Source organism: Streptomyces sp. NPDC001135, assembly GCF_053598395.1.
This window is the reverse complement of sequence record NZ_JBSFKD010000009.1, coordinates 157,587-169,171: the sequence shown is the minus strand read 5'-3', so window position 1 is coordinate 169,171 and position 11,585 is coordinate 157,587. Positions and strand designations below refer to the sequence as shown.

Genomic DNA, 11,585 nt, shown 5'->3' with positions numbered 1-11,585 from the left:
GCGGCTCAATCTCAGAGAGGGGCGAGGGGGGTCTGTCGGGTCCGGGGTCAGCCGAGACCCGTGGCGGCCGACCAGAGGGCGTACGGGACGTCGTCCGCCGGTGTGCCCGCCAGCCCCTTGAGGGGCAGCGGCTGCAGGGACTTCGCCAGGTCCATGCGGTAGACGACGACCGCTGTCGACACGGAGTCGGCCGTGCCGGCGTACCAGGCGGCGGTGCCCTTGTCGTCGGTACCGGCCTTCCCGGCCGCCCCCGGGCTGGTGGCGGCCACGGCCGGATGGGCGGTGCGGAAGGAGTCGGCGAGCGCCTCGTCGACCTCCTGGGCCACCTGGGCGCCGACCGCACGCCGGGAGCGCGGGGCGTCGAGGGCGACCGGGGCGCCGTTCTGGGTGATCCGGCGCACCGAGGACGGCTCCGTGTGCGTGCCGCCGGCCGCGAACGTGGCGTATCCGCTCGCCATGCGGATGGCACTGGGCGTGGAGTTGCCGAGCGACAGGGCGGGTACCTGGGGGCCCATGCTGGAGGACAGCAGTCCGGACGCCTCGGCGGTCTGGCGGACGTTGTCCAGGCCGGTGTCCATGCCGAGCTGCATGAAGGGCGTGTTGACCGACCGGGCGAGGGCCTGGCGCAGGGTGATCCGGCCGTAGGACTTCCCGCCGTCGTTGTGCGCGGCGACCTTCTTGCCGCCGCGGTCCCAGTAGGGGCCCTCGGGGGTGGTCACGGGAATGCCGTCGTCGCCGTCGTAGAGCGTGTCGGGGCCGACGGGGGTGGCGGGTCCGCCGCGCGTCCTGTGGACGCCGTGTTCGAGCCCGGCGGCGTAGACGAACGGCAGGAACGCGGTGCCGGCGGGGACGGTGGCCGCGTTGGACTCGTTGTAGCCCTGCGTACGGTGGTCCGGGCCGCCGTAGACCGCGAGGATCCGGCCGTCGGCGGCGACCGACGCGGCGCCGTAGTGCCCGGTCTTCGCCGCGCCCGGGTGGTCCTTCTCCGCCTGCTTGCGGGCCTTGGTGACGGCGTCGGTGAGTGCCTGCTCCCGCCTGCGGTCGAAGGTCGTGTAGATCTGGTAGCCGCCGAGGTCGAACTGCTGGTCGGTCAGGTGCCCGGCCTTCTTGGCGTACTGCGACGCCAGCTCCACCAGGTAGTCGCTCTGCGCACCGGTGTTGTACAGCGGGTTGCTCTTCAGCGGCTCGGGGAAGGTCCGGTACGTGGCGCGTTCCTGCGGCGACAGCCGGTGGATCTTGACCATGCGGTCCAGGATCCACTTCCAGCGCTCCACGGCCCGCTTGTGGTTGGCCTTGCCGAGCGTGGGGTCGTACAGGCCCGCGCCCTTGAGGAGTCCGGCGAGCATGGCCGCCTCGGAGGCGTTGAGCTTGCTGACGTCCTTGCCGTAGTAGGCCTGGGCGGCGCGCTGGATGCCGTAGCTGCCACGGCCGAACCAGCTGGTGTTGAGGTAGCCCTCCAGGATCTGGTCCTTGCTCATCTTGTTGTCGAGCTTGAGGGCGATCATCGCCTCGGTGAACTTGCGGCTGATGGTCTGGTTCTGGCTGAGGTAGACGTTTTTGACGTACTGCTGGGTGATGGTGGATCCGCCCTCGGTGTCCCCCTGTCCCACCGTGCGGTACAGCGCCCGCGTGAGGCCTTTGACGGATATGCCCGGGTCCGAGTAGAAGCTCTCGTTCTCCGCCGCCAGCACCGCCCAGCGGACGTCCTGGGGTATGTCCTTCAGCGGCATCGCCTGCCGCTGCACCCAGCCGGTGCGGGCCATCGGGGTGCCGTCGGACCAGAAGTAGACGTTGTCCTGCTGCGTGGCGTAGGTGTTCAGGTCGGTCGGTATGTCGGTCATCGCGTACGCGGTGACGAGGAAGAGGCTGAGCAGGCCGAAGGACGTCACCGTGGCGCCGAGCCACTGGCGCCAGGACGGTATCCAGCGGCGCCAGCCGGTCCGGCCGGGGCGGGGGTACAGGGGCTTCAGGCGGCGCGCACAGCGGCCGAGCCTGCGGGCGTACGGGGCCAGCCTGCGGGCGTACGGGGTGAGCGGCCCGAGCACGCGCCGGGTCGCGGCCACGACGTGCTCCCGCACGGTGGGACGGGCGCTGCGCCGGCGCTCGGCCCGGCCGCCGACGGTGAGCGGCTCCGGCGGCTCCGGGACACGCAGCTGCATGGTCTCGTCCGCCCTGAGAGCCTCCACCCTCAGATGCAGGGTCATGTCTGCGCCGGCGGGCGGCTCCTCGCCACGGCCCCCCGCCTCGGGAACGCCGTCCCCCTGCGACGCATCGGTCACGTGCGTCTCCCCTCCGCACTCGTTCTTGCTCGCGCGGTGAGCTGAGCACCCTCGCAACGGCTTCACAAGTTACCAACGAAGTTTTCGAATCCCTCGTTCAAGGGGCGGGGTTTCTCGCAACACTCATACAACATTGAGAAACGACGCCCGGAATCCCGGCCGCTACCCTGGGCCCATGCCTCGCTATGAGTACCGGTGCCGTACCTGCGGTGACACGTTCGAACTGAGCCGTCCGATGGCGGAGTCCGCCGCCCCCACACCCTGCCCCGCCGGGCACGACGACACGGTGAAGCTGCTGTCGACCGTCGCCGTGGGAGGCACGGCCACGCAGGCCCCCGCGGGGGGCGGGGGCGGCTGCTGCGGGGGCGGCTGCTGCGGCTAGGCCCTCTCGGAAGGCACCCCACCTCACAGCCGGCCTGATCCAAACGACAGGGCCTAGGCGGACACGGGCGTTGCCGGCCGGGGGCTCAGTGGCTTTCGCGCAGCTCCCCGCGCCCCTGCCGGGGTGCCGCTGTGCGGGTCGCCTTCAGGAACTCCCGCAGGATCCGCTCCCCCGCCAGCACCCCCCGCTCCGGCAGTGCGCCGATCTCCGGTGCCGTCCAGTCCGTGTCGGCCAGTTCGCCGTGGCCGGGGCGCCAGCCCCGGTCTGCGGCCAGGAGCAGGTCGGCGTCGAGGAGGGAGTCCCCGGCGGCCAGGGTGAGGTCCGCGCCGGTGCGCCGGGCGACCTCCCGTACCGCCGCGCTCTTGGTGAGCGGCCGGGGGACGGCGTAGATCTTCCGGCCCTGGAGCGAGACGGTCCAGCCGCGCGTCTCGGCCCACACCGCCAGCTCCTTCACCCATTCCTCGGGGAGCAGCTCGCGCTCGACGACGAGATAGGCGAACAGGTCCTCGGCGACCCGGTGCTTGCGCACCCATACGGGGTCGGCCGCCCTCAGCAGGTGCTCGCGGACCTCGTCCAGCGGTGCGCACTCGTCGGCGAGACGGGCCTGCACGCCCGCGTGCCAGCCGGTGTCCGTCACCCCGTCGACCAGCAGATGGCCGCCGTTGGCACAGATCGCGTACTTGGGGGGCGGCCCGGGAAGGTTGATCCGCTGGTACTGCTTGCGGGTCCGGGTCGTGGTCGGCACGAAGACGGCCGTGTCGCCGAGGTCGGCCAGCAGCTGGGCCGCCGTCTCGGTCAGGTACGACAGCGGCCTGCTCTCGTGGACCTCCACACACAGCAGCCGCGGCGCCCGCGCGTCCGGCATGGTCAGCGCGAGGGCAGCCGAGGAGTAGATCAGCGTACGGTCGAGGTCGCTCGCCACCAGCACCGGCATCAGGCGTTCACCGCCTTGCCGTCGGCGCCCGTGGCCCCGCGCGTGTACCGGGGGTGGATCAGACCGACGCAGGTGTACGGCAGGTCACCGACCTCCTCGACGGGTACGCCTCTCTGCTCGGCGAGCAGGCGGACATGGTCGAGGTCGGCCCCGGCCCCGGCGCGGGCGAGGATCTTCCACGGCACCCGGCGCAGCAGGACCCGGGTGGTCTCGCCGACCCCGGGCTTGACGAGGTTCACGTCGTGGATGCCGTACTCCTCGCTGATCCGCTCGACGGCCCGCCAGCCGGCCCAGGTCGGGGTGCGGTCCTCGGCCATCAGCTCCTTGACCGCGGTGTCGACGGGGTCGGCGACCTCGGGGAAGCGGGCGCTGACCGCGTCGAGGAAGGCCACCGAGACATCGGCGCCGGCGAGTTCGCGGTAGAACTTCGCGCCGTGGAAGTCGTCCGGGCCGACCAGGTCGGCGCGCAGGACCGTACGCGAGATCAGGCCGGAGACGGTGGAGTTGAGGCAGGCCGAGGGGATGAGGAAGTCCTCGCGGGTGCCGTAGGTGCGCACGCAGGAGCCCGGGTCGGCGAGTACGGCGATCTCCGGGTCGAAGCCGGTGACGCCCTCCCTCCCTTCGAACTCCTCGACCGCCTGGGCGAGTTCACGGGTGATGGCGCCCTTGCCGGTCCAGCCGTCGACGAACACGACGTCACGGGGGTCGTGACGGTCGGCCAGCCAGCGCAGCGCGTTGGCGTCGATGCCCCGGCCGCGCACGATCGACACGGCGTAGTGCGGGAGGTCGAGGCCGTGCCGGAACCGGGCCCAGCGGCGCATGAGGATGCCGACCGGGGTGCCCGCGCGGGCGAGGGAGACCAGCACCGGGCGGGGCGACCGCTCGGCGATGACGGCCTCGGTCACCACGCCGACCGCCTGGGCGAGCCGGGCGGCGGAGGCGTCGAGGGCGGAGTGGAACAGCTCCTGGTACTGCTCGCTGGGCTGGTACTCCACGGGCAGTGACTCGGCGTAGTGCGCGCCGCCGCTCTGGATGGCCTCCTCGCGTTCCTCGGTCGGCGCCTCCAGCGTGACGTCGGAGAGGTCCTGCAGCAGCCAGCCGACCTCGTCGGGGGCGTACGAGGAGAATGCGGGGCCGCGGAGGGGCTCGGGCAGCATGGCCGGCCTTTCGGGAGCGTGCGGTACGTACGACGGGACGACCGCGAGCAGGACGTGCGGGGTATGGGCGGCGAGCCGCGCCGGCAGGCCGTCGGGCGCGTGCAGGGCGGGGGTGTCGGCGACGGAGTCGACCACGGCGACGACGGCGTCGAAGCCGCCGCCGGCGACGTTGTAGGCGTAGCGCTCGCCGGGCCCGTCGGCGGGGTCGTCGTGGGCGGGGAAGACCAGCCGGGTGCGGATCGCGTAGCCGGGGTCGTCCACCGCGAGGACGGGCGAGCGGGTGGTGGTGGAGAAGCGCACCTCGGCCGCCGTGCCCCGCTCCAGCTCGCGGGCGAGACGCAGCGGGGCGTACATCAGCTCCTCGCAGCCGAGGACCAGGATCCGGTGGGCGTCGGGGGGCAGGGCGTCGCGTATGCGGGCCGCCATGGCGGGCAGCGCTGCCTCCAGGCGGGCGCGGTGGGCGGGGGTGAAGCCGTGGCGCCCGCCGTCGGGAAGTCCAGCGGGCCAGTGCAGGTCGAGGCGACGTGCGTAAGGGGCGCGGGGCTCTGTTCGGTGTGCGGCCACCGCCGCGCGGGCGCGGGCAACCACGTCGGACCCGGCCCCCGCGGACTCATGGCGGGCCACCAGCTCCTGCCCCTTGTCCAGCACACCCGCCGGCAGCCGCACGGTCCCCGACGCGGCGGCGACCAGATCCACCCGCGCCCCGATCTCACTGGCGAACCGTTCCATCCGCTCGGCGTCCTCAGCCGACCGCATGTCGACCAGCGCAACCACCACATACCGCCCGCGCGGATACCGTTCGTGCAGGTCACGAATGGTGTTCAGCACGGTGTTGCCGGTCGAGAACTCATCGTCGACCAGGACCAGCGGACCGTCCCCGGCCAGCAGCGAAGGATCCTCCGGCAGCAGCAGGTGCGACGTGGCATGGGAATGCGACTCCTCGAAGCCGCCCGCACGGGCGACCCCGGGAACCGGCCGCCGCGTGGAGTGCAGATACGGCGCCGTACCGAGACCGTCGGCCACCGCGTGACCCAGCCCGGTCGCGGTCTCCGCGTACCCCAGGACCACGGCCCTGCCCGCCTCGGCCGGGGAAAGCAGCGCGGCGACCCGCCGGCCCAGGCGGTGGCCGTACTCGTAGACCACGGACGGCGACTGCGGGACGTGCTTGCCGAGCACGTTGGAGACCAGCAGGTGGGCCCGCTTGGGATTACGGCGCAGGGCGAGCCCCAGCAGGTCCTGCAGACCGTCGTCCCCCACGAGTTCGACCCCGAGCCGCTCCGCGACCCAGCTGCCGGACCAGATGGCGTCGTTCACTGCGTGATTCATGCATTCCTTGGACGTGATGGAAGGTTCAGCCGGGTATCCCGGCGGCGAGCAGCTCCACGAAGCCGACGTCCTCGTGCGCCACGCCGAAGACCTCGGCGCGCAGCAGGGTCCGCTCGGCCCAGGCGCGGTGCGGCTTCACCTCGTTCATCTTGTTCGTGTAGGCCGACCGAAGTACACCCCCGCCGCCGCGTTCCGGCCGCAGGATGTCCTGGGCGTCGCTGTACTCCTCGTGGCTGACCACGGACAGCGCGTGGACGGGCAGCACGTGGGAGGGGTGGATGCAGGTCTTGCCCAGCAGGCCGTTGGCCTGGTCGAGGGAGATCTCCCGCAGCAGTCCGTCCATGGCGTGCTCGATCAGCTTCTCGCGCAGCTCGACGGCCTGCACCTCCAGGAAGGGGCTCTGCCTCAGCTGCGGCTTGAACATGCGCTCGGAGACCCGGAAGTACTCCCACACGGGCCCGGTCACGGTGAACCCGGTGCCGTCGGCCCGGGCCAGCATGTTCACGACGTCGGCGATCACGGAGGCGACGATCTGGACGTCGTAGGCGGTCATGTCCGGGGCGCGGCGCAGACCGTAGGAGGAGCAGAAGTCGGTCACGCCGAGGCGCAGCGCCAGCACCCGGTCGCGGAACTTGTCGACCGCGCGGAAGATGCCCTCCAGGGTGTCCACGCGGGACTCGCGGTAGAGCAGCTCCGGGGACTCCAGGACGGGCATGGCGAACAGCCGGCGCCCGGTCCCGGCCTCCGCGGCCGTCAGGGCCTCCAGGAAGGGGAGGCCGCGCTCCTCGGTGAACTTGGGCAGCACGAATCCGGACAGCAGCCGCACGGACGGGCCGAGGCGCCGGGCGAGATCGGGGATCTGCTCGGGGGCGCGCACCCGGATGAAGAGCAGCGGCGGCTCGGTTCCGGGCCGGGCGGCCAGGTCGGCGAACTGCCGGACGAGGTTCTCCTCGCCGGCCACGACGTCCGCGTCGTCGATCGAGTCCTCCAGGCACAGCACCATCGAGACCACGCCGTTCTCGGCCTGCTTGACGATGTCGTCGGCGAGCCGCGGCCGGGTGGCCGGGCTGTACAGGGTGGCGCCGAGGGCGGCGGCGAGCAGCCGGGCCGGCGAGTCGGCGCTGAACGCGCACGGCTCCCGGTGGAAGAGGCGCTGCCGCACCTCGGGGGCGATGTGCCCGAAATGACGCATATGACTCCCCTCAGGGGCGCGAGCCGAGTCTGAGTGTTCGGTAAAGGGTGGCCGGTAATAGTACGTAGGGATCCATGTCGGGGGTTCCCTGCGGGCATGAATTTCCGGTAACTCGCCCATGTCGGCGGCGCTCCGGGGACCACCCCCCGCATTGTCGTGGCCAGGACCCAGAAGGCAGGATGACCGCATGACGCACGCGATGCTGAAGGGGTCGAACGTCCCGCTGGAAGCCGACACGGTCCGCGCCGTGCTGCGCTGGACGCCCGGGCAGGAGGTCCCGGATGTGGACGCCTCGGCACTGCTGCTGGGCCCCGACGGCCGGGTGCGCTCGGACGAGGACTTCGTCTTCTACAACCAGCCCCGGCACCCCTCCGGGAAGGTGTGGCGGCTGGGCAAGAAGCGGATCACCGAGGGACTGACCGACACGATCCAGACGGATCTGCCCGGCGTCGAGCCGGACGTCGGCCGGATCCTGCTGGTCGCGTCGGCGGACGGGGTCACCTTCGACCGGGTGCCGGCGCTGTGCATCCTGCTGTACGACGCCACGGTCGCCGGCGGGGAGCCGCTGGCCCGGTTCGACATCAAGCCGGAGACGGGGGCGGAGACGGCGCTGATCTGCGGGGAGCTGTACCGGCGCGGGGAGGGCTGGAAGTTCCGCGCGCTGGGAGAGGGCTACTCGAACGGGCTGAAGGGGCTGGCCACGGACTTCGGTATCTCCGTGGACGAGTCGGAGCCCCCGGCGGTTCCGCAGGAGCCCCCGGCCTACGGGTATCCGCAGCCGACGTCGGGGCAGCCCGCGTACGGGTATCCCCAGCCCCAGCCGGTGCCGGTTCCGGTGGGGCCGATGGATCCGAACTTCCGGTTGCCTCCGCAGGGGCCGCAGTTCATCGGGCGGTGAGTCCGCCCGGCGGCTCGCGGCGCCTCAGCGGTCGGCCTTCGTCTTGTAGCCCCTGCCCCACTGCAGTCCCCACCCGTACAGCCGGTCCAGCTCCCCCTGGAACCCGTACACGAACTTCACCTCGCGGCGGACGACCAGCTCCCCCTTGACGTTCTCGATCATGACGACCGCGCACGAGCGGGCCTGGGGATGGCGTTCGTCGAGGCCTATCTCGATGCGGGGGCCGTTGCTGGGGTACAGCGTGACGATGGCGTGCGTACGGTCGAAGGCCGGCGTCTGGTCGTAGATGTAGACGAACACCAGCAGGCGTTTGATGGCGTCGCGGTGGTCGAGGTTGACGTACATCGTCTCGCCGGACGCCGAGCCGAACCGGTCGTCCCCGCTGAGCTTGATGTACGGCGGTGCGTTGACGTCGCCGAGGTAGCCGCCCAGCGGCTGGACGACACCCTTCGTACCGTCGGTCAGTTCGTAGAGGCAGCCCAGGTCGAGGTCGACGTTGACCATGCTCTGGCCGTGGCCGAGGACCTCGGGGGGCCTGAGGGCCTTGAAGGGGTGCCTGAGGAGGCCGGTGCGCTGGAGCCCGTCGAAGTCGGAGGTCCGCATCCGCCAGGTGAGGTTGACGCGCAGATGGCCGGTGGCCGCGCCCTGCTTGGTGAGGGACACCGCCTGGTGCCGCCTGGTGAGTTCGATGGCGTTGGTCGAGGCACTGCCCGAGTCGAAGTCGGCAGCGCTGGCGCCCCGCAGCCCGTCGAAGAAACCCATTCCCGCCCCCAGGTCATTCTTGTGAACGCCGTCGGGGCGGCCGACCGCGTCGGCCGCCCCGCTCAGAGCGTTCCTCACCGGCCGGGGTGTCACACCCCGGAGGAGACTTCCGCCTTCTCGCCGGTGCCCTCCCCGGCATCCGCCAGCGCGCGGTTGCGGCGGACGGAGGACCAGAAGGACAGGGCGATCAGGATGACACCGACCAGGCCGGTGATCACCTCGTTGATCTCGTACTGGATGGTGACCATGAGGATCACGGCCAGGGCGCCGATGGCGTAGTGGGCGCCGTGCTCCAGGTAGACGTAGTCGTCGAGGGTGCCCTGGCGGACCAGGTAGACCGTGAGGGAGCGGACGTACATCGCGCCGATGCCGAGGCCGAGGGCCATCATCACGATGTCGTTGGTGATGGCGAAGGCGCCGATCACGCCGTCGAAGGAGAAGGACGCGTCCAGGACCTCCAGGTAGAGGAACATGAAGAACGCGGCCTGGCCGGCCAGCAGCACCGCCGACTTCGGCTTGCCGGTGCGGGCGGCCTCTTCCTCCTCCTCGTGCTCGCGCTCCTCCTCTTCCTCCAGCCGGTCCTCGAAGTAGCCGGACAGGCCGCCGACGATCATGTAGGTGATCAGGCCGGCGATACCGGCGATCAGGACCGTCTGGGCCTTGTCGATGTGGGCGCCGCCGTGCTGGTGGGCGTGGGTGGCGAAGGTGAAGGAAGTGATCAGCAGGGCGATCAGGGCGATGCAGACCGCCAGCATGTCGACCTTGCCGAGCTTGGCCAGGGGCCGCTCGATCCAGCGCAGCCACTGGATGTCCCGGTCCTCGAAGATGAAGTCGAGGAAGATCATCAGCAGGAACATGCCACCGAAGGCGGCGATCGCCGGGTGGGCGTCGGTGACCAGCTGCTGGTAGCGGTCCTTGTCGGTGAGGGCCAGGTGGACCGCGTCGTACGGGTTGAGTTTGGCGGTGATGGCGACGATGACGACCGGGAAGACCAGCCGCATGCCGAAGACCGCGATGAGAACGCCGACCGTGAGGAAGATCTTCTGCCAGAAGGCGCTCATCTTCTTCAGGATGCCGGCGTTGACCACCGCGTTGTCGAACGACAGTGAGATCTCGAGGACGGCGAGGATGGCGACGACGCCGAAGGCCTCCCACCCCCCGTAGAAGGCCGCGGCGACCAGGCCGAGCGCGGTGACCGCGAACGACCAGCCGAAGGTTTTCAGAAGCACTGGCTACCCAATCCTGTCTGGGGGTCCCTCCCGGACGAAGTCCGGGGGAGGGGCTCACCCGCGCCGTACTCGGCTTTGCTAAACGTTGACTCCCGAGTGTAGAGGGGCACCCTACCGGCGGTACTGTGCGGGGCAGGCCGTACTACGAAACGTTCACCCCGAAGTCGAGGGCGATGCCGCGCAGGCCCGAGGCGTAGCCCTGGCCCACGGCCCGGAACTTCCACTCGCCCTGGTAGCGGTAGAGCTCGCCGAAGATCATGGCGGTCTCGGTGGAGGCGTCCTCACTGAGGTCGTAGCGCGCCAGCTCCTGGCCGTCGGCCTGGTTCACGACCCGGATGAAGGCGTTGGAGACCTGGCCGAAGGTCTGGCCGCGCTCGTCCGCCATGTGGATGGAGACCGGGAAGACGATCTTCTCGCAGTGCGCGGGAACCCTGGCGAGGTCCACCAGGACCGACTCGTCGTCGCCCTCGCCCTCACCGGTGAGGTTGTCACCGGTGTGCTCGACCGAGCCGTCCGGGCTCTTGAGCTGGTTGTAGAAGACGAACCACTCGTCGCCCAGCACGCGGTTCCCGGCGCCGCACAGCAGTGCGCTGGCGTCGAGGTCGAAGGGGGCACCGGTGGTGGAACGCGCGTCCCAGCCGAGCCCGATCATGACGTTGGTGAGGTTCGGTGCGGCCTTGGAGAGGGAGACATTGCCTCCCTTGGCGAGCGTGACGCCCATGATGCTGGTCCTCCCCTAGTGGTGCTTCCCTGGTTGTCTGCGCGTCCGGCGCCGCACGTAAACGGTGCGGCGCCGGTGTCAGGCCGTTACGCGTCAGACGTTGACGCCGAAGTCCTGGGCGATGCCGCGCAGACCGGAGGCGTAGCCCTGGCCGATGGCGCGGAACTTCCACTCCGCGCCGTGCCGGTACAGCTCGCCGAAGACCATGGCGGTCTCGGTGGAGGCGTCCTCGCTCAGGTCGTAGCGGGCGATCTCCTGCTCGCCCGCCTGGTTCACGACGCGGATGAAGGCGTTGCGGACCTGGCCGAAGGACTGCTGGCGGTTCTCGGCGTCGTAGATCGACACCGGGAAGACGATCTTCTCGATGTCGGCCGGGACGCCGGCCAGATTGATCTTGATCTGTTCGTCGTCGCCCTCGCCCTCACCGGTGATGTTGTCGCCGGTGTGCTCGACCGAGCCGTCGGGGCTCTTGAGGTTGTTGAAGAAGACGAAGTGCTGGTCGCTCGCGACCTTGCCGGAGCTGTTCAGCAGCAGCGCGCTCGCGTCGAGGTCGAAGTCGGTGCCGGTCGTGGTGCGCACGTCCCAGCCCAGCCCGACGATGACGGCGGTCAGGCCCGGGGCCTCCTTCGTCAGCGATACGTTGCCGCCCTTGCTGAGGCTGACTCCCACGGGTCCTCCATGTGGTGTCCAGGGGCGGGGCGCCCC

Annotated in this window: 10 protein-coding genes; 2 read left to right on the top strand and 8 right to left on the bottom strand. The window is 70.7% G+C overall.

Annotated features, from left to right (window positions below; all coding sequences use genetic code 11):
- Window positions 1–47: 47 nt before the first annotated feature.
- The gene (locus ACWC94_RS14285) at window positions 48–2,204 is read right to left on the bottom strand and encodes a transglycosylase domain-containing protein (protein WP_450796897.1); all 2,157 of its coding nucleotides are present in this window, start codon (window positions 2,202–2,204) and stop codon (window positions 48–50) included.
- A 250-nt stretch (window positions 2,205–2,454) separates the two neighbouring features.
- Between ACWC94_RS14285 and ACWC94_RS14280 the strand changes: the two genes are divergently transcribed.
- Window positions 2,455–2,661: an FmdB family zinc ribbon protein gene (locus ACWC94_RS14280; protein ID WP_450796820.1), complete on the top strand. Its 207-nt coding sequence runs from the start codon at window positions 2,455–2,457 to the stop codon at window positions 2,659–2,661.
- Window positions 2,662–2,746: 85 nt separating this feature from the next.
- Here the strand turns inward: ACWC94_RS14280 and ACWC94_RS14275 are convergent, their stop codons facing one another.
- The 3 genes from ACWC94_RS14275 to ACWC94_RS14265 are packed head-to-tail and all read right to left on the bottom strand — an operon-like array spanning window position 2,747 to window position 7,270.
- Window positions 2,747–3,595: an HAD family hydrolase gene (locus tag ACWC94_RS14275; RefSeq protein ID WP_450796819.1), complete on the bottom strand. Its 849-nt coding sequence runs from the start codon at window positions 3,593–3,595 to the stop codon at window positions 2,747–2,749.
- Window positions 3,595–6,078: a phosphoribosyltransferase gene (locus ACWC94_RS14270; protein ID WP_450796818.1), complete on the bottom strand. Its 2,484-nt coding sequence runs from the start codon at window positions 6,076–6,078 to the stop codon at window positions 3,595–3,597. Before ACWC94_RS14270 ends, ACWC94_RS14275 begins: the two co-directional genes overlap by 1 nt.
- Before the next feature lie 25 nt (window positions 6,079–6,103).
- Window positions 6,104–7,270, bottom strand: a complete 1,167-nt coding sequence (locus ACWC94_RS14265; RefSeq protein WP_450796817.1) for an HpcH/HpaI aldolase/citrate lyase family protein — start codon at window positions 7,268–7,270, stop codon at window positions 6,104–6,106.
- Window positions 7,271–7,457: 187 nt separating this feature from the next.
- Between ACWC94_RS14265 and ACWC94_RS14260 the strand changes: the two genes are divergently transcribed.
- A complete protein-coding gene (locus ACWC94_RS14260; protein WP_450796816.1) occupies window positions 7,458–8,168 on the top strand; it encodes a TerD family protein in 711 nt (236 codons plus the stop codon).
- A 24-nt stretch (window positions 8,169–8,192) separates the two neighbouring features.
- On the opposite strand, the gene ACWC94_RS14255 is transcribed toward ACWC94_RS14260, so the two are convergent.
- From ACWC94_RS14255 to ACWC94_RS14240, 4 genes are all read right to left on the bottom strand, one after another.
- Complete coding sequence (locus ACWC94_RS14255) at window positions 8,193–8,930, bottom strand: TerD family protein (RefSeq protein WP_450796896.1); 738 nt, start codon at window positions 8,928–8,930, stop codon at window positions 8,193–8,195.
- 89 nt (window positions 8,931–9,019) lie between these two features.
- Window positions 9,020–10,159 carry a DUF475 domain-containing protein gene (locus ACWC94_RS14250; RefSeq protein ID WP_450796815.1) on the bottom strand — a complete coding sequence of 380 codons (1,140 nt, stop codon included), beginning with the start codon at window positions 10,157–10,159 and terminating at the stop codon, window positions 9,020–9,022.
- A gap of 142 nt (window positions 10,160–10,301) precedes the next feature.
- Entirely contained in the window at window positions 10,302–10,880 is a 579-nt protein-coding gene (locus ACWC94_RS14245; protein ID WP_450796814.1) for a TerD family protein, read from the bottom strand.
- 93 nt (window positions 10,881–10,973) lie between these two features.
- Window positions 10,974–11,549 carry a calcium homeostasis/redox stress adaptation protein gene (locus ACWC94_RS14240; protein ID WP_366015830.1) on the bottom strand — a complete coding sequence of 192 codons (576 nt, stop codon included), beginning with the start codon at window positions 11,547–11,549 and terminating at the stop codon, window positions 10,974–10,976.
- Window positions 11,550–11,585 lie beyond the last annotated feature (36 nt).